Origin of the sequence: Alteromonas sp. IB21 (assembly GCF_016405965.1) — a bacterium.
GTDB lineage: Bacteria > Pseudomonadota > Gammaproteobacteria > Enterobacterales > Alteromonadaceae > Alteromonas.
In genome coordinates, this window is record NZ_JAEFCD010000003.1 from 63,184 (window position 1) to 82,755 (window position 19,572).

Below are 19,572 nucleotides of genomic sequence, written 5' to 3' on the forward strand. Positions count from 1 at the left end.
AATGCGCCGCGGAGTTGGCCAGGCAATCGCCGCTTTCGTAAGAAAGGGGAGGAAAGTCCGGGCTCCAAAGGGCAGGGTGCCAGATAACGTCTGGGCGGCGCGAGCCGACGACAAGTGCAGCAGAGAGAAGACCGCCTAAGCATGTTTACATGCCGGTAAGGGTGAAAGGGTGCGGTAAGAGCGCACCGCACCTCTGGTAACAGAGTGTGGCAAGGTAAACTCCACCCGGAGCAAGACCAAATAGGATCCCTCAACGTGTGGCCCGCATGGGGATCGGGTAGGTTGCTTGAATCAGTGAGCGATTGCTGATCTAGAGGAATGGTTGCCCACGACAGAACCCGGCTTACGGCCAACTCCACTCTTTTTTGAGTAAGCTTTGTAAAGCGCGTTTATCAAGTGCGCTTATGAGGCACTTTTCCAGCGTGACTTTTAGGTGAAGCCTCTACCTGAAGGCACATTCCTTCAGGCAGAGATACATTATCCTTCGTTACTAGAAGAAGTATCGGAAGGTTGCGCCAATAGTACGCGGTTGATTGACAGTGAAACCAAGTCTTGCGCGGCCACCGCGTTCTCTATCGAACGACAGTTGTGCGTTTTCATCGAAAAGGTTGTTAGCGTACAACAAAATTTCATAGTCATCGTAGGTTAGACCGAAGCTCATATTTAACGTACCGTAGTCGTCTAACAACAAATCTAATTCCGTTGTTTCAGCGCCAGTGGCACCGCCAAAGGCAAGACCCGATGAGAAGATACCCGCGCCTGCGACTTGGTCGCTAGGCTGGGTAATACGGTCGCCCACATACTGGTATGAACCTTGGAAATACGTGCTGTTTGACGAGAACAAGGGCTCCGCTAAATCGTAGGTAAATGCGATAGCAAAGCTTTCTTCAGGTACTGACGCTAAGCGATTACCGTCTTCAACGCCACCAAGTACGGCACCGTCGCCATCAACCACCGTTGAGTCGAACTCAGCTTCGATGATGCTGCCGGTTAACGAGAAGAATAGTTGGTCGGTAAACTGACGGGTAAGCTCAAACTCTATACCTTGGGTATGGGCCTCTGGTACGTTAAACGATACACGTGACGAGCACGACCCTGCATCTAAGGTAACTTGAAGATCTTCGATATCGTTATAGAAAGCCGAGATATTAGCCGTCCATCCGCGACCCGACGACTTCATGCCGATCTCATAGTTAGTGAGCTTTTCATCGTCATAGTCTTGGAACGAACCAAAGATGGCTTCATCTTGGTCGGTACACAGGCTGCGGTTTAACGGGTCATTTACGCCGCCAAGCCTAAAGCCTTGAGACACTTGAGCATTAAAATTCACGTTTTCGTTCAGACTGTACTGACCGATGACGCGTGAAGTAAAGCCGTCTGACTCTGTTGCGTCGGTTTGGTTATCGCCATTAGCAAACAAACCGCCAGAGATAAATTGGCGCTCTTCCTCATAATCGTAAAAACGCGAGCCAACTGTCATTTTGAAGTCGTCGTTGACCTGATAATTCACTTCACCAAATACAGCAAGTTGCTTTAAGTCGTAAGGTAGGTAAGCGTTGTACGGCGAATCTGCTCCAAAGCCATTGGCAACCGCTGCCGACGTTCCTTCACCTAGCGTAGCGTCGGTAAATGCATCATACCCAGGCGTAGGCAGTGATTGATCGTAGACTCGTTCGGTAGAAGAGTAAAAAGCGCCAACCAGCCAGTCTAGTGCGCCATCACCATTTGATGCGGCGCGAAGCTCAAAGGTATCTTGCTCAACTTCCGTTCTGTCTAACAAATTAGACGGTAATAAGACGGCTGCATCCGGAAAACCTAGGTCGATACTGACTGAGCCCGAGAGCGCGCTGGCATCTCGACTTACAAGTATGTCGCGGTCGGTATAGCTATAAACAAAGGTAAAGTCAGCAACATCAGCTTGATACTCAGCGGTTACGTCAGCAATTAAGGTATCGTCAGAGAACCCTTCTTCTAGTAGTAGGTATTGTTCACGTTCACCCAGTTGTATAGCTGGGCGTGTCGTGGTGTAAGGGTTTGCAAAGACGTTATATACCTCTTCTCTATTAAACCCATTCATTTCTAATTCTTGGAAGATAAGTCGGGGCGTGATGGTTAGTTTATCGTTAGGAGCAATGACAAATGCCACACGCCCGCCAGTTCTGTCACCATCGTTAACGTCGTCGTTAAACGCGCCGTTTTCACCTAAAGCATCAATGAAACCGGCATAGTCTGTGCGGTACACCACTGCGCGCATAGCAACCGTATCTGAAATTGGCACGTTTACCATGCCCTTCACATGACCGCCCATACCGCCATCTGTTACGCTGTTAAGGTTCGCTTCAAACTTGCCCTCGAAGGTATCTAATTCAGGTTGGTTAGTGATATAGCGAAGAGTACCGCCGATAGAGCCTGAGCCAAAAAGCGTACCTTGCGGGCCGCGCAGGGTTTCAATGCGGTTAAGATCAAACAGATCCAAATCCGGTGTAAATAATGATAGCGAGATCACGCTTTCATCAAGGTATACGCCTACCTGTTCTTTCACACCAGGCTGGTCGCGCACAATTTGCCCAGCAGATACGCCACGCATAGAAACTTGGCTCTGACCCGGCCCTAAATTTTGAATAGAAACGCTTGCCACGTTTCTTGCCACGTCTTCGAGGTTTCCTGCGCCGCTGCGCTCGAAATCACGTTGTGTTTGTGCATTAATTGAAAAAGGAATATCTTCAATGGATTCTGCGCGCTTTGTCGCTGTTACGATAATCTGCTCAAAGTCGTCTTTATCCGCTTGCTGTGTGTCCTGAGCGAGTGCGCCGGAGCTAAGTAGCCCCAATACCGCAACGCTAAGTGTGCTTCGTCTAAACAAAGCAATGTTGTTATTAAACATAGGTCCATCCAGTTTGGTTGTTTCTAGTTTGTTATTAGGCAAGCGCGTAATGTGGCAAAAAAACGCGGTTATTTCCACATATTGAGAAATAAATATTTCGACTTTAGTCGTATAAATTGTGATGAATTTCACTTGTTTCAATAATGTTAATTGATGTTGGGTTTTGAAATATTCGGCTAACCGGTCAATAAAAGCGTCTATTAGGCTAAATACAACACGGAAAATCACAGTATGATCTTATAAAGCTGCGTTACGTCGTTGAAGAGGTAAATACCTTTCAGAGGGAAGCAAATAATGGATGTTCCTAAAATTCCAGGTCATGAATCACAGTTGAAAAGTAAGCGGGGAGAGTAAAGTGGAGAAAGGTGTGAGCGTAAGCAATGCATTGAAAGGGAGTTTTGCGATTGTTATCGCAAGTTTTTTGTGGGGAACTACAGGCACAGCTGCTCAATTTGCACCTGAAATCAGCCCCCTAGCTATTGGCGCATTTGCAATGGGCATAGGCGGCGTCTTACTGTGCGTGAGTGCAAGAAAATCACTGATAAAGGACGTGCGCATTCTTTTATCTAAGCCACGGATCTTTATGTTTGGCAGTGCGTGTGTTGCCATTTATCCGCTCACCTTTTACAGCGCTATGCGACTATCTGGCGTAGCCATAGGGACTGTAGTGTCTATTGCTAGCGCGCCTCTGTTCGCTGCACTGTTGGAGTATCTTCTAAGTAAAAAGCCCGTGTCTATTAAGTGGTTTATTAGTTTTGTTGTTGGTGCGCTGGGAATAGGATTGTTAGCAATGGGTAAGTCACAAGGTATGTTGCCGCTAGCGACATCACAGCATGACCAAGTGTTAGGCGTTATGTTAGGTTTAATTGCAGGTTTAACCTATGCGGGGTATTCGTGGGCGGCGAAACAACTTATCGACGCTGGCGCAAATTCCCAATCAGCCATGGCTGGACTCTTCGGCTGTGCAGCACTCGTTCTGCTGCCATCCCTCTGGTTTACCGGTCAAAATTTGTTTGCCAATACGGTTAACGCAAGCGTTTCACTTTACATGGCGATTGTGCCTATGTTCCTTGGGTATTTGCTCTTTGGCTTCGGACTTCGCACTACTGAAGCCAGTAAAGCCACGCTTATCACCCTCATTGAACCATTAGTCGCTGCACTTTTTGCTATCTTCTTGATTGGTGAAGTGTTCAAGCCAGTGGGATGGATAGGCATGGTACTTGTGTGCTGCTGCCTTTTAATTCAGTCGTTAAGGTTTCCTTTTTATTTAAAGCGCACTCGCCGCAACGCCGCCACATAGCTTTGTTGGTACGACTATAAAAGACTATAGGCGGGGACCGATAAAAGCAGCGCACAGGGGCACCGAAGAATATGATCTTTTCTTATCCAAGAAAAAGAGGTTGTTTATAATGAAGAGTCAGAATACTTGTTGAGTGATTTTTTCAATATTTGCCCAATATTCGACTTTTTCAATCAGGTCTTCTGCGTCAAAAGGTTTACTCAAGTAGTCATCCATTCCGGCGCTTACGCAACGTTCTTTATCGCCTTTCATCGCGTTGGCGGTTAGCGCGATGATAGGGATATCTGTGTATCGTTCGCCCGCTTCTCCACCTCGAATACGCTTGGTCGCTTCAAAACCATCCATTTCAGGCATTTGACAATCCATTAAGATAACATCAAACGTTACCTTCATTTTAGAGAGGGCCTCTAGCGCTTCAAATCCTGATTTGGCGCTCAGCGTTGTGTGATTGACCAGATGCTGCTTTACGATAACTTGGTTTATATCATTATCTTCAACGATGAGTACTTTGTGCTTCTTGCCCTTTATTCGTTTTGCGGTTGATGGAGAGTAAGATGGCTCAAGCAGGTCTTCGTCAGCTTTTTCAAGTTTCACTGTAAACGAGAAGGTGCTGCCATGCCCCTTAACGCTATCGAGCTTTATTTCTCCGCCCATGAGCTCACAAAGCTGTTTGCTGATAGAAAGGCCAAGGCCAGTTCCGCCGAATTTCCTAGTAGTAGACAAATCTTCTTGCGTAAAAACATCAAAGATTGTGCTCTGTTTATCTTGAGCAATACCAATGCCTGTGTCCTTTACGCTGCATAAAAGGCGAAGGCTATCATCAGCACTTTGTTTAATACTTGTTGTTACCTCAATGTGTCCGGTATCGGTGAACTTAACAGCATTACCCAGCAGGTTAGAGAGTATTTGTCGAAAGCGCACTTCATCGCCTTGGACCACGTGAAACCCTTGAAGGTCGAAGTGAAAGTGCAGCGCAAGCCCTTTCTCCTGGCACAAAATAGCGTATTGGCTTTGCATGTTTTCAAGTGATTCAAGGATATCGAAGGGATTGTTTTCTATTTGTAATTGGCCAGCTTCAATTTTAGAGAAATCCAGAATATCGTTTACGATATGTAGCAGGCCTTGAATACTAAATTTTGCAAGAGACAGGTAGTGCTTTTGTTCTTCACTTAATTCTGAACGCGCTAGCAATTGAAGAACACCGGATATGCCGTGAATGGGGGTTCTAATTTCATGACTCATACTTGCTAAAAAGCTCGATTTGAGGCGCGCAGATTCTTCCGCTTTTTCCCTTGCTTCTTCAAGGTACTTTTCGGTTTGTCGCTGTTGTGTCACGTCTTGTTGAAACCCAATATAATGGGTGACTTCTCCGTTTATTTTGACGGGAGTCAGATTTAAACGGTTGAAGAAAAGAGTGCCGTCTTTTTTAGCATTAATGAGGGTAGTTTCAATAGGCTCACGAGTAGCAATGGCATTGCGGATGTCATTAATGGCTTCTGAGTCAGTTTCATCACTTTGTAAAACTCGACAATTCTTTCCGATGATTTCATCGCGAGTAAATCCTGTTAATGCTTCAAAGGCATTATTGACATAAATAACAGGCTGCCCAATTCGTTTAATATCAGAAATAATAATGGAAACTGTAGCTTCATCCATGGCATGAGTGAGCACTTTGACGTGACTTTCAAGGGAACGTTGCTCTGTTTCGTCACTGCCCACAAAGATATCACCGCGTATGTTACCTTTAGCATCAGAAAGTGAAGTTTTGGTCCATTGAATATATAGGTCTTTTCCTTCTTTGACTGAAAAATGCCTAAGCTCGTTATTTTGCACCGAGGCCAGTTTATGGGTAATCGATTTTATGATGCTTTTCTTATTGCCGTACTGATTATCACAAAAATCGTCAAAACGTTTATTAGAAAGCAAAATGTCGTTATTGTGATCGACGACGACTAACATGTCGCCCATTGATTCTAAAACGTTAGAAAACTGTTCGTTAGACAAAGATACTTCGGTGAGGTCCCATATCAGCTTATCAAACGCATCGCGAATATCGGCGAGCTCTTTAGCCTCAACCTGTTTTCCTTCTACAAGAGGTTTCTTATCTTCGCTATTAAGGGTGTTCTTAATTCCTTGGTAGAGTTGAGAAAGTGTCCTTTCCGCTAACGCGCCCGTCATGGTCACCATATGCAGAATAATGAATACAAAGCCGGCAATCATGGTGACTAAAACTATACCCGTCCATGCGACCTCTCTGTAAGCTGTAATAGTGGGTTTCACGCTGTAAAGATTAAGGTTTGTCCAACTCGCTTGTTTAGTGGCATAACCTTCGGCTTTGAAGTCAGCGAAATTGGTTCCAGGAGCAATTAACCTTGGTTCACTGCTGAACAAGACGTTACCCTCTTTATCGGTAACAAGCTGGTTGGTTAAGCGCGGGTAGGGTGCTAAAAGAGACTGTAAACTATCTACGTACATCACCAGTGCGCCTTCAGCCACGCCCTGTAGTAAAACAGGCACACTAATTAACACGCCGTACTTTGATACCGAGGAAAAGGTGTCGGATGAACCTAACGTTTGCTGTCGCCAAGCATTGCTTAAGGTCTCTGGCAGTGTCGCCTTCCAGTTTTTGTCGATAATTTTTTGTCCGGCAAAATCAAAAAGTGCAAACTCCACGCTCTCAGCCTGTGTTAAATTTAGAGACCGGAAGAACATGGGCAGGTAATTATCTCGCTGCTCGAGATCTACTAGCGCGTTGATGATGATGTCATTAGCCGCTAAGTCAGCGAGTTGGCGAGTTGTATCATTAACGATGTAGTTAATGTCTTGTTCAAGTCCATCTACCGATTGCTGTTGAAGGTTATCGGTTTGTTTTATGATGAAGTGGAAAGAGAGCCCAAATAAAGTAATCGATAGCACCGTTATCAACAGTGCAAGTCGCGGGATCATGCTAGAGAGGAGAAGCGAGCGTAACCTCGTAGGCTCATTCAACATTATTTTTGGCCTACCGTTACCAAGTGGCCTTTCTCATTGTACTTAGTCATAAAATAGTCCTTTGACCAAAGCGCGTCATGCCTTTTTGCAGTGAAAGGAACATCGTAGTTCTTTACTGCGCCCTCGATATTCTCTAGCGACTCAAGAGCTTGTCGCAACTTATCCGTTTCTATACTACCAGCTTTATCGGCAGCCGCAGCAAGTAAATGAATTAAATCATAGGCATGCGCCAAGCCAGTCACGCCGCCGATAGCGTGTATATCTATAAGTCCGTATTTACCATAGTAAGCGTCCAAAAGCTGTTTAGCTTTGCGATTTTTCTGATGACTGAAATGAAATGTTTGGAGCACAGAAATATCGTAACCGGCAGTGGGGTTAGCCAATGCTGAAATAAATTGTCCTGACGCAATGCCCCAGTGTGATATTACGGGTAGTGAGGCGACATTCTGCTTCGCCATTTCATCGACCACAACTACACCTTCCGGTACATTAGTGACTAAAATAATGCCCTCTGCATCACCACTTTTTATGGCAGCTATGTCTTCAGAGAAGTCTTTTTGTTGCCAGTTTATCCAATGGATTGAGGTAATGGTAACGCCGCTTGCATTTGCCGCCTGATTAAGTGACTCAAGGTTAGAACGGCCCCATGCGGTGCGTTCTAGCACAAGCGCTACGTTTGATAGGCCTTTTTGTTTTGCGTGATCAATAAGTACGGAGGCTGCTTCGGCGTCGCGAACGGATACACGAAACACATTATTAGGTTCATATCCATTATCTACTATGGCGGTGCCCGCGGCCCATGGCACTAACATCAACATGTTTTCAGTGTGTATAATATCAATTTCAGCGAGCACAACGGGCGTATGAACACCACCGACCACCGCAAGCACGTTCGGCATCTTGGCAAACTGCTCAATGTTGAATACGCCACGAGAGGGGTTTCCGCGGTGGTCTTTAGCTATTATTCTGATTTTTCGACCAAGGATACCGCCAGCAGCGTTAATTTCATCTACTGCTAGCTCGACACCTCGCGATATAGCTTTACCTCCTTCTACAGCTACTGCGGATAAGTCGGCATCAATACCAACAACTAAAGATTCTTCTGCTCCGGTAGCGCGATACGCGATTATCAGAGAAAAAAGACAAAAGAGTGCCGAGATAAAAAGTGTTGAACGCATAAAATAATACTCAATTCATTACCGTAAAAGTGTATAGCAATGCGCGCTTACTTTTTTCGCAATCGAATTGTTCTTTAGTATAAATCTGATGCATTACATCACCGTGTAAAAACGCTGTGATCCCGCGTTTAGCGCCTCGGAAAAGTAAATGTGGCATGATTCTACTATTAATATTTATTAGTAATATGTTATCTCTATGTTAAATCTGCAGGTGGATAACGAAGTTTTATGGTGTGAATACGTCCTGTGTATTTTTTGCCATTGTATTTAATAGTGTTTGACAGCGTTGCAAGCAGTGATAAACAGCAGTTTGGAGTTCTAGTGCGAAAGATAACCTTGCCAACAATAATTGATATTGAAGCAAGTGGTTTTGGTGCCGCAAGTTACCCTATTGAAATAGGCGTAGTGCGCTATGATGGTGCAAAATGGTGCAAATTACTCAGGCCTTTCGCCTCTTGGATACATTGGGATAAAGACGCTGAATCGTTACATGGTATATCGCAGCAGATGCTACAAGCGAGGGGAGAAGAGCCCTTAACCGTATGTATGGAATTAAACAATTTCTTGGGAAATACGATTGTTTACAGCGATGGCTGGGTAGTGGACAACCCGTGGCTGATTAAATTGTTCGCTGCTGCTCAGGTAGAGATGTCGTTTACATGTAGGGCGCTTGACTATATTTTGAGCGAAGAGCAAATGGGGAAGTGGCATGAAGTAAAAAATCGGTTAGACGCTCAGCTCGACGTCAAGCGACACAGAGCCAGTTCAGATGCAATGATTATACAGCAAACCTATGCAAAAACCCTCGAGCTTACAAAGGCATAGTTCGCGGTTCAAAAGAGGTAATTTACACCTAGCGATAACGCCATGTTTTCCTCTTCTCCCACCTGCCTGTGTTCAATTTCAACAGCCATGTTCAATCCTTCTCCACCGCCAAGTAGCCAGCCTAAACGGGTAAATGTCCCCTCATCATGGGGCAGATAGAGCCATTCAGCGTAATGTTGAAAAGCGGTGTTATTGGTTTTATAGGTTGCGTAAAGTTTTTGTGGTACCCAAGTATCAAAGCGTCGACTGGCGCTAATCATGCCTTGTGAACCCGCCGGATAGGTAAAACTGCTGTCGTAATAATGGGTTTCTGTAATGGATTGAACGCGATACATACTGTTAAGCTGCCATCGTGCAAGTTGTTTACTTTTAAATTGAATAGGGCTGAAATGCTCGTCAGAGGTTTGTGCAGATACCGGCATTGTTACCAACGCTAGTGCGATGCAAAAAACAAGGGATAGACCGGTAACGACATTCATAGAAGAACCTAAGTTTATATTGTCACTTCATGCGTAAAACGTTATCGACAAGCGGTGTTATCAATAAACAAGCGGACGTTTTTTAATCATAGGCTAAATACTAAAGCTTGAAAATAGAAAGTGTGAGTTTTTATTCCCTATGTTGTTTTAAGCGACTTATCAACGAGACATAAAAAAACGCCGCCGATTTGAAATGTAATTCGGCAGCGTTTCTCTTAAGGGCCATAGGCCTACTAACTTTTATAAAGACGCTTTTAGTGCTTCCGCCTTATCTGTTGCTTCCCACGGGAACTCGTCACGACCAAAGTGCCCATATGCTGCGGTTGGGCGATAAATGGGACGCTCAAGGTCAAGCATTTGTATGAGGCCGTAAGGGCGCAGGTCGAAGTGTTCACGTACAAGCGCTACTAATGTTTTCTCATCTACCACACCTGTACCAAAGGTATCGATGCTGATAGATGTCGGCTCTGCTACACCAATGGCGTAAGACACTTGAATCTCACAGCGCTTGGCAAGGCCTGCTGCAACAATATTCTTAGCAACATACCGGCCTGCGTAGGCTGCGCTGCGGTCTACTTTAGATGGATCTTTACCCGAGAACGCGCCACCGCCGTGTCGAGCCATACCACCATAAGTGTCTACAATGATTTTACGACCTGTTAGGCCGCAGTCGCCCATTGGACCACCAATAACAAATCGGCCCGTGGGGTTAATGTGAAAACGTGTATTGCCATCAATCCATTCACTTGGTAGCACTGGCTTGATGATTTCTTCCATTACCGCTTCGCGAACCGTTTCAGTGCTTACTGAATCACAGTGCTGCGTTGAAAGTACAACAGCGTCAATACCCACAGGCTTGTCGTTTTCGTACTTGAAGGTAATTTGGCTTTTTGCGTCCGGGCGTAACCAGTCTAGCTTACCAGACTTGCGTACTTCGGCTTGCTTTTGCACAAGACGGTGAGAGTACGTAATAGGTGCCGGCATCAAAACGTCTGTTTCATCGCTGGCGTAACCAAACATTAAGCCTTGGTCACCTGCACCTTGCTCTTCAAGGCTTGCTCTATCAACGCCTTGATTGATGTCAGGAGACTGTTTACCAATGGCATTTAATACCGCACATGAGTCAGCATCAAAGCCCATATCTGAATGGGTATAGCCGATTTCTTTTACGGTGTTGCGGGTAAGCTCTTCAATGTCTACCCACGCTGAAGTGGTTACTTCACCACCTACTAAAACCATACCGGTTTTTACATACGTTTCGCAGGCCACCCGAGCGCGAGGATCTTGTTCTAAAATAGCGTCAAGAACCGCATCTGAGATCTGATCAGCAATTTTGTCCGGATGTCCTTCAGACACTGACTCGGATGTGAATAAATGCGTGGCCATAAATGCTCCGTAAGCGTTAAATTATCAAAATAGTCGTATATTGTACTAAAACAAGTTATAAATACCAGTCTTTACTTCTAGACGTCTAAAAGTCTCTTTGTTACGAAATGTTGACATAACCCGATCAGTATTAGGGTTATTTCTATAAAATAAAAAGACTTAGGCAAAGATAAGAGGGTTTTCATTACCGAGCTAATACGCATTGGTGAGCGTATAGACCATTTTTTACTATTACTTTCACTATTGGCAATGAAAACCCATTGAACTGTTAGGTGGCATAGGTAAGAATAATGCCACATTCATTCGTATAAAGAAGTGGAGCGAACGCCTTACCTCTACGCTCGTCTAGCCCGCTAAGATACGAAACAAAAGATACAAAATAAATCAGGAGACAACATGCCCTCTCGTCGTGAACTCGCCAATGCTATCCGTGCACTAAGCATGGATGCTGTTCAACAAGCTAAATCAGGTCACCCAGGCGCCCCAATGGGGATGGCTGACATCGCGCAGGTACTATGGGGTGATTTCTTATCACACAATCCTGCTAACCCGTCTTGGGCTAACCGCGATCGCTTCGTACTTTCAAATGGTCACGGCTCGATGCTGTTGTATTCTTTGCTTCACCTTTCAGGCTACGAACTGCCTATTGAAGAGTTAAAGAACTTCCGTCAGCTTCACTCTAAAACCCCAGGCCACCCAGAGTATGGCTATGCGCCAGGTGTTGAAACCACCACTGGCCCGCTAGGTCAGGGTATTAGCAATGCGGTAGGTATGGCACTTGCTGAAAAAGTGCTAGCAGCACAATTCAACAAAGACGGTCACACTATTGTTGATCACCACACCTATGCATTCTTAGGCGACGGCTGCTTGATGGAAGGTATCTCACACGAGACGTGTTCACTAGCCGGTACGCTTGGTCTTGGTAAGCTCATCGCATTTTGGGACGACAACGGCATTTCAATTGACGGTGAAGTAGAAGGTTGGTTCACCGACGACACACCAGCGCGCTTCAAGAGCTACGGCTGGGAAGTGATTGAAGGTGTTGACGGTCACGATGCTGAGCAAGTTAAAACCGCAATCGAAAAAGCCCAAGCGAACACCGCGCAGCCTACACTTATTTGCTGCAAAACCACCATTGGTTTTGGTTCGCCAAATAAAGAAGGTACTGAGTCTTGCCACGGTGCACCGCTTGGCGATGATGAAATCGTTGCTACTCGCGAGAAGCTTGGCTGGAGCCACGGCGCGTTTGAGATTCCAGACGATATTTACGCTGCTTGGGATGGCAAAAACAAAGGTTCAAAAGCGGAAAGCGCGTGGAACGATGCTTTTGCAGCATACGAAGCCGCCTACCCAGAACTTGCTGCCGAGTTCAAACGCCGCGTAAATGGCGAGTTGCCAGCAGATTTCAGTGACAAAGCAGACGCAATCATCGCTGATCTTCAAGCTAACCCACAAAACATTGCTTCGCGTAAAGCGTCGCAAAATGCGCTAAACGCATTTGGTCCGCTGCTACCTGAGCTATTAGGTGGCTCTGCCGACCTTGCAGGTTCTAACCTGACTATTTGGGAAGGCAGCAAAGGTGTTGAAGCGAACGATGCATCAGGTAACTACATTTACTACGGTGTGCGTGAGTTTGGTATGTCTGCCATGATGAACGGTATTGCCCTTCACGGTGGCTTTAAAGCCTATGGCGCAACCTTCCTAATGTTTATGGAATATGCGCGTAACGCGGTACGCATGGCCGCACTAATGAAGCAGCCTGCTATTTTCGTTTATACCCACGACTCGATTGGTCTGGGTGAAGACGGCCCAACCCACCAGCCAGTAGAGCAGGTGGTTGCGCTACGTGCAACACCTAACCTTGATAACTGGCGTCCGTGTGACCAAGTTGAATCTGCCGTGTCGTGGAAGTCTGCCATTGAGCGCACTGACGGCCCAACAACCCTAATTTTCACACGCCAAGGTTTAGCGCAGCAAGAGAGAACGGCTGAGCAAGTGGCTAATATTGCGAAAGGCGGTTACGTACTGAAAGATTGTGAAGGTACGCCTGAGCTTATTCTTATTGGTACGGGTTCTGAAGTGCAGCTAGCTGTTGAAGCGGCAGAAAAATTGACCGAGCAAGGTAAAGCGGTTCGCGTAGTATCTATGCCATCTACTGATGTTTTTGATCGTCAGTCGGCTGATTACCGAGAAAGCGTACTGCCGTCTAGTGTTGTTAAGCGCGTAGCGGTAGAAGCCTTGTCAAAAGACAGCTGGTACAAGTACGTTGGCTTTAACGGCGCTATCGTAGGTATGGATACCTTTGGTGAGTCTGCACCTGCAGGCGACCTGTTTAAGCACTTCAACATTACCACTGACGCTGTAGTAGAGGCTGCACTGTCTCTGTAAGAGGTAATTGATAAGCCTATGGTAAATATTGCCATAAATGGGTTTGGTCGTATTGGTCGTAACGTATTGCGCGCGCTCTATGAAAGTGGGCGCAATAACGAATTCAACGTGGTGGCCATTAACGACATTGCTAAACCCGAAGGCATTGCACATTTACTTAAATACGACACCGCCCACGGGCGGTTCCGTTTTGATGTGGCCTTAGAAAACAATACGCTAAATGTAGCGGGTGATGATATTGCTTTGCTTGCGATAAGTGATATTAAAGACCTTCCGTGGAGAGACTTAGGCGTAGATATTGTGCTTGAGTGTACGGGAAAGTTTGATGACAGAGCGTCGGGGCAAGCGCATTTAGATGCAGGCGCTGGCAAAGTACTTTTCTCTTCACCCGGTTCACCAGATTTAGACAATACGGTCATTTTTGGTACCAACGAAGACACGTTGACCAGTGAACAAAAATTAGTCTCTAACGGTTCGTGCACCACAAACTGCATTGTTCCTGTCATCCAAGCGCTAGATGCGGCATTCGGTGTTGAAAGTGGTACGATCACAACCATTCACGCATCTATGCACGACCAGCAGGTTATCGATGCTTATCACGAAGATTTGCGCAGAACCCGCGCGGCCAGTCAGTCAATTATACCTGTTGATACACGTCTTGCTGCGGGTATAGAGCGCATTCTGCCTAAGTTTGCGGGTAAGTTTGAAGCTATTGCCGTTCGCGTGCCTACTATCAATGTTACTGCCATGGACTTAAGCGTTACCCTTCAATCTAAGGTAACCATTGAGCAAGTTAACCAAGCCCTTCGCAATGCGAAAGCAGGGCGATTACAAGGCATACTCGATTACACCGAAGAGCCTTTGGTGTCGGTAGATTTCAATCACGACCCCCACTCGTGTATTGTAGATGGTACACAGACAAGAGTCAGTCATAAGCAACTAGTAAAAACGCTGGTGTGGTGTGACAACGAATGGGGTTTTGCAAACCGTATGCTCGACACAGCAAAAGTGATGTTCGACGCAAAATAACGCATTGATGCTGCCAGGGCTGGTAGCACAGCCCGCGCAGCTTTCACAGTTAATTTGAGCGTGCTTTTAAACGCACGCTCTACTGAATTTAAATTAACATAGGAAAGACAATGGCAATTCCAAGCATGAGCGACATGGCCTTAAACGGTCAGCGCGTACTAATTAGACAAGACCTAAACGTGCCGGTAAAAGACGGCAAAGTTACCTCTGATGCCCGTATCAAAGCATCTATACCCACCATTAAAGCCGCTCTAGACGCAGGTGCGGCCGTTATGGTGATGTCTCATCTTGGCCGTCCTACAGAAGGCGAGCCTGCAGACGAATTCTCTCTTCAACCTGTTGTTGATTATCTTAATGACGCCCTCGACGTGCCTGTGAAGCTAGTTAAAGACTATCTAGACGGTGTTGAGCTTGCAGATGGCGAATTAGTCATTCTTGAAAACGTCCGTTTTAATAAGGGCGAAAAGAAAGACGACGAAGCGTTATCTAAACAGTACGCCGCACTTTGCGATATTTTTGTGATGGATGCCTTTGGCACGGCTCACCGCGCACAAGCATCTACCCATGGCGTTGCTAAATTCGCACCAAAAGCCTGTGCTGGCCCATTACTTGCTGCAGAATTAGATGCATTAGGTAAAGCGTTGGATAACCCAAAGCGCCCAATGGTTGCGATTGTTGGTGGCTCTAAAGTATCGACTAAACTTACCGTATTAAAAACGCTGGCTGAAAAAGTTGACCAGCTCATTGTAGGCGGCGGTATCGCCAATACCTTTATTGCTGCGCAGGGGCACAATGTAGGTAAGTCGTTGGTAGAAATGGATTTAACCGAGCAAGCCACGCAGTTGATGAATGAAGCGCAAGCGAATGGCGGTAATATCCCAGTGCCAACTGACGTAGTAGTGGGCAAGGCGTTTGATGAGAATACCGAAGCTACCCTAAAAGTAGTGAGTGACGTTGCTGACGACGATATGATTTTTGATATCGGCCCTGATTCATCCAAGGCGTTAGAAGACATTATTAAAAACGCAGGTACTATCGTATGGAATGGCCCTGTAGGCGTATTTGAATTTGAACAGTTCAGTGCCGGTACGAAAGCACTGTCTGAAGCGATTGCGGCAAGCGACGCATTCTCAATCGCAGGGGGTGGTGATACACTAGCAGCAGTTGATAAATACGGAATTGCCGATAAGGTTTCTTATATTTCAACAGGTGGTGGCGCGTTCCTAGAGTTCTTGGAAGGTAAAACACTACCAGCGGTAGCGGTACTAGAAGAAAAAAATAAATAAGCCTAAGCGCTGCATAAAAACGCAGCGCCCTATAGCTAAAGAGAGCGCAATAAAGTGCAAAGCAGCGCAATCTAGCTAAGGCCTAGTGCAAATGTTGCCCCATTATGTGTCACGCTTAGTAACAGCATTTTTGAGCGTGACCGTTTAATCGGAAACGATTACACCTGCGAAACAGTGAAGTACGCAGGCATAAATAACAACTTTATTACAGATGTGTTTACCTGAGATGTCGGCACGCCGTGTCTGAGAAGAACAGATCGTTAATAGAATTGGTATAACAATAAACCCTACACCTGTCTATTAAGGCAGTAATATATAAAAGGAGTGTTGCAATGGCATCACAAGCTCAGCAGGCAATGCTGGATAAACTGAAGACGCAAACCGGTTTTATTGCAGCGTTAGACCAAAGCGGCGGTAGTACCCCTAAAGCGTTACGCTTATACGGCATCGAAGAGTCTGAATACAGCTCAGACGAAGAGATGTTTAATCTTGTTCACGAAATGCGTACGCGCATTATCACCAGCGCTCCTTTTAGCGGCGAGCGCGTGCTTGGCGCAATCTTGTTTGAAAACACCCTTGATAGAGAAATTGAAGGCATGCCTACTTCACATTTCTTGTGGCAGAAAAAGCGTGTTATTCCTTTCTTAAAGGTTGATAAAGGGTTAGCTGAAGAAAGTAACGGCGTGCAGGTAATGAAGCCCATGCCAGGTCTTGATGCACTGTTAGCAAAAGCCGTAGCGCAGGACGTGTTTGGTACTAAGATGCGCAGCGTAGTAAAGCTGGCCAATCACCAAGGCATTAAGGACGTTGTTGCTCAGCAATTTGAAGTAGGCAAGCAAATTTTAGCGGCTGGTCTTGTTCCTATTATCGAGCCAGAGGTTGATATTCACAGCCCGCAAAAAGCCGAAGCCGAAGCGCTACTTAAGCTAGAGATTTTAACGCAGCTTAATCTGCTAAACGAAGGTCAAGAAGTCATGCTTAAGCTAACGCTGCCAACAGAAGCAAATTTCTATAAAGAACTTGTCGATCACCCTCGTGTACTTAAAGTTGTTGCGTTATCAGGCGGCTACAGCCGTGACGAAGCAAATGCTAAGCTTGCTGAAAACCAAGGCATGATTGCGAGCTTCTCTCGTGCATTAACCGAAGGCGTTTCTGCGCAGCAATCTCAAGAAGAGTTTGAAGCAACACTGGATACTGCGATTGAAGGTATCTATCAAGCGTCTAAGGCGTAATTGACCCTTTTATCATCAATCTAAGGAGAGCGTGAGCTCTCCTTTTTTCATTTTGCCTTTATCTGAATATTAAGGCGAGTTATATCCTTGCTTTAAGGGGGGCAAAACGCCACTCGGTACTCGCTTTTAGCGTGTAAAGTCAAAACGGGTAAAAAAGTGCATAGCGTTGTCCCTTCAAGCCTTACTTAAAATTTAGCACCTTACTGCTAAGATTCAACGAACTATTCGGCGATTTGCAATGCATCTCTCAATTGCGCCTAATCGCTTGAACAATGTCGCTCAACGTTTAATCTTAATTCGCTAAATTTATTTTGTAGTATGGGAATGTAAAACGCATCACGTCAACGTGAACACCCTATAAAAAGAACGGAAAAAAACAAATAAATTAAGGTGAGATATGTCTTTTATTAGAAATCATAGGTACCTGTCTACAAGCACACGGCAGGCGATGTGGGCTGTACTACTTAGCCTAGGCACGTTAACCCAGCCCGCTACCGTATTGGCAGACACAGAAGCAGAATCTGCTGCTATCGACAGTAACCACCATTTTCAATCTGAAGATATTTTCAATTTGGAATACGTGAGCGAAGTTCAGGTATCGCCAAACGGTAAAAATATCGCCTATGTACGTCGCTCGAATGACATCATGTCAGACAGTAGCCGCGCCAACGTCTGGCTAGCGTCTGTGGATGGCAAATCTCATCGCCCGTTACTGTCATCTAAAAAAAATTACTATTCTATTCGCTGGTCATCAGACGGTAGTCGTTTGGCTTACCTTTCTAATGAAGAAGGTAAACCTCAGCTTTATGTACGGTGGATGGATACAGGACAAACAGCACTCGTCACAAATGTGACCTCAAGCCCAAGCAACATTACATGGTCGCCAGATGGTAAGCACATTGCTTTCACCATGAGCGTAGATGCCAAAGAAAAGCCGCTAGACGTTAAGATGCCTAAAAAGCCTGAGGGAGCAAAGTGGTCGCCTAGCTTTCAATATATTACCAAGGCTCGCTATCAAGCCGATGGGCGTGGCATCCTTGAACCCGCCTATACACATGTTTTTATCGTACCCTCTGAAGCAGGTACGGCACGACAGCTCACGTCAGGTAACTATCATCACAACGGAGGTTTAAGCTTTTCTCCAGACGGCGATAAAATCTATTTCTCTGCCAACCGCAGTGATAATTGGGAATATGAGCCTGTAGAGGGTGATATCTTCTCTGTTGATATGATGGGAAATATCGCGCAGCTGACTAGCGAAAAAGGCCTTGAGTCATCGCCGGTGGTATCGCCTGACGGAAAGCATATTGCCTATGCGTACCGCGATGACGAAAAAGTGATGTACAAAAATAGCTATTTGTATGTGATGAAGAGCGACGGTACTGACGCTCAAAACTTAACAAAAGACATAGATAACTCGGTATCTAACTTTCATTGGAAAAATAATAAGCATATCTATTTTCAGCAATCGGTACGCGGCCTAGCGCAAGTTGATGTGGTCGCTTTGTCGGGCAAAGTGAAAACAGTGGCTAGCGGTTTAGGTGGCACTACACTCGGTCGTCCTTATGTGTTTGGTACCTATCATGCGGTGGGTGATGTAGTGGCATACACCAAAGGACGAACCGATCGTCCTGCGGATCTATTTGTTACGACTAAAAACGAGCGCCAGCTTACCGCACTAAATGAAGACGTTTTAGACCACAAGCAGTTGGGTGAAGTTAAAGAAATTGTCTATCAGTCTTCTATTGATGGAGAAGAAATTCAAGGTTGGTACATTCTGCCGCCAAACTATGAAAGCACGAAAACCTACCCGCTCATTTTGGAAATTCACGGTGGGCCAAATTTAGCTTACGGACCAGTATTTACCGCTGAGCTTCAGCGCATGGCGGCAGAAGGCTACGTGGTTTTTTACGACAATCATCGAGGAAGTACGGGTTACGGCGAACGCTTTGCATTATTACTTCAAGGGAAGTATAGCTCGGAATATGACTTTTCTGATCATATGTCTGGTGTAGACGCGTTAATAGAAAAGGGAATAGCTGACCCAGAGCGCTTGTTTATCACAGGTGGTTCAGCAGGTGGTATTGCGTCAGCTTATGCAATCGGCCTCACCGACCGATTTAAAGCCGCTGTGGTTGCTAAACCGGTTATTAACTGGTTGTCGAAGGTATTGACCGCTGATTCAGGCCTGTATCAAATACCTTTTCAGTTTCCTGGCAAGCCTTGGGATAACGTAGAGCATTACTGGAAGCGCTCGCCTTTGTCGCTAGTAGGAAATGTAACGACACCAACTATGTTGATTACCGGTGTGGAGGATAAGCGTACGCCCATGTCTGAGACTGAGCAGTTTTATCAAGCGTTGAAGCTTCAAAAGGTCGATACCGTACTGGTAAGAGTACCTGAGTCACCCCACGGTATCGCATCAAAACCTTCAAGAATGATTGGTAAGGTTGAAAACATTCTGGCGTGGTTTAAAAAGTACGACAGCGCGCAGTCACAGAACACGCACGTCGAAGCCAAGTAATTACTCTAATGAGGCATTAGATAAGGCAGGATAACAGTAAATGGGGCTAATGCGCCGATGGATTGGCTAA

At 45.7% G+C, this 19,572-nt stretch carries 12 protein-coding genes and 1 other RNA gene; 8 read left to right on the top strand and 5 right to left on the bottom strand.

Annotation, left to right across the window (positions count from 1 at the left end; all coding sequences use genetic code 11):
* Positions 1 to 10: 10 nt before the first annotated feature.
* An RNA gene (rnpB, locus tag JC525_RS03495) (RNase P RNA component class A) lies at positions 11 to 361 on the top strand.
* A gap of 129 nt (positions 362 to 490) precedes the next feature.
* Here rnpB and JC525_RS03500 read toward each other — a convergent pair.
* A complete protein-coding gene (locus JC525_RS03500; protein ID WP_198814545.1) occupies positions 491 to 2,884 on the bottom strand; it encodes a TonB-dependent receptor in 2,394 nt (797 codons plus the stop codon).
* A gap of 367 nt (positions 2,885 to 3,251) precedes the next feature.
* On the opposite strand from JC525_RS03500, the gene JC525_RS03505 reads away from it, so the two are divergent.
* Positions 3,252 to 4,184, top strand: a complete 933-nt coding sequence (locus JC525_RS03505) for a DMT family transporter (RefSeq protein ID WP_442859514.1) — start codon at positions 3,252 to 3,254, stop codon at positions 4,182 to 4,184.
* A gap of 117 nt (positions 4,185 to 4,301) precedes the next feature.
* Here JC525_RS03505 and JC525_RS03510 read toward each other — a convergent pair whose 3' ends face one another.
* Positions 4,302 to 7,175 carry an ATP-binding protein gene (locus tag JC525_RS03510; protein WP_198814547.1) on the bottom strand — a complete coding sequence of 958 codons (2,874 nt, stop codon included), beginning with the start codon at positions 7,173 to 7,175 and terminating at the stop codon, positions 4,302 to 4,304.
* Positions 7,175 to 8,353 carry an ABC transporter substrate-binding protein gene (locus tag JC525_RS03515; RefSeq protein ID WP_198814548.1) on the bottom strand — a complete coding sequence of 393 codons (1,179 nt, stop codon included), beginning with the start codon at positions 8,351 to 8,353 and terminating at the stop codon, positions 7,175 to 7,177. Before JC525_RS03515 ends, JC525_RS03510 begins: the two co-directional genes overlap by 1 nt.
* Positions 8,354 to 8,674: 321 nt before the next feature.
* Between JC525_RS03515 and JC525_RS03520 the strand changes: the two genes are divergently transcribed.
* Positions 8,675 to 9,178, top strand: a complete 504-nt coding sequence (locus JC525_RS03520) for a 3'-5' exonuclease (RefSeq protein ID WP_198814549.1) — start codon at positions 8,675 to 8,677, stop codon at positions 9,176 to 9,178.
* Between the two features lie 8 nt (positions 9,179 to 9,186).
* On the opposite strand, the gene JC525_RS03525 is transcribed toward JC525_RS03520, so the two are convergent.
* Complete coding sequence (locus JC525_RS03525) at positions 9,187 to 9,657, bottom strand: hypothetical protein (protein ID WP_198814550.1); 471 nt, start codon at positions 9,655 to 9,657, stop codon at positions 9,187 to 9,189.
* A gap of 240 nt (positions 9,658 to 9,897) precedes the next feature.
* Entirely contained in the window at positions 9,898 to 11,043 is a 1,146-nt protein-coding gene (gene metK / locus JC525_RS03530) for a methionine adenosyltransferase (protein ID WP_198814551.1), read from the bottom strand.
* 396 nt (positions 11,044 to 11,439) lie between these two features.
* On the opposite strand from metK, the gene tkt reads away from it, so the two are divergent.
* The 5 genes from tkt (at position 11,440) to JC525_RS03555 (ending at position 19,502) form a co-directional block, all read left to right on the top strand.
* Positions 11,440 to 13,431, top strand: coding sequence for a transketolase (gene tkt / locus JC525_RS03535; RefSeq protein ID WP_198814552.1), 1,992 nt, complete (start codon positions 11,440 to 11,442; stop codon positions 13,429 to 13,431).
* Positions 13,432 to 13,449: 18 nt separating this feature from the next.
* Positions 13,450 to 14,460, top strand: a complete 1,011-nt coding sequence (epd, locus tag JC525_RS03540; RefSeq protein ID WP_020745400.1) for an erythrose-4-phosphate dehydrogenase — start codon at positions 13,450 to 13,452, stop codon at positions 14,458 to 14,460.
* Between the two features lie 110 nt (positions 14,461 to 14,570).
* Positions 14,571 to 15,746 carry a phosphoglycerate kinase gene (locus tag JC525_RS03545; RefSeq protein ID WP_015066297.1) on the top strand — a complete coding sequence of 392 codons (1,176 nt, stop codon included), beginning with the start codon at positions 14,571 to 14,573 and terminating at the stop codon, positions 15,744 to 15,746.
* 332 nt (positions 15,747 to 16,078) lie between these two features.
* Complete coding sequence (locus tag JC525_RS03550; protein ID WP_198814553.1) at positions 16,079 to 16,978, top strand: fructose bisphosphate aldolase; 900 nt, start codon at positions 16,079 to 16,081, stop codon at positions 16,976 to 16,978.
* A 397-nt stretch (positions 16,979 to 17,375) separates the two neighbouring features.
* Positions 17,376 to 19,502: a S9 family peptidase gene (locus JC525_RS03555; RefSeq protein WP_198814554.1), complete on the top strand. Its 2,127-nt coding sequence runs from the start codon at positions 17,376 to 17,378 to the stop codon at positions 19,500 to 19,502.
* Positions 19,503 to 19,572: the final 70 nt, after the last annotated feature.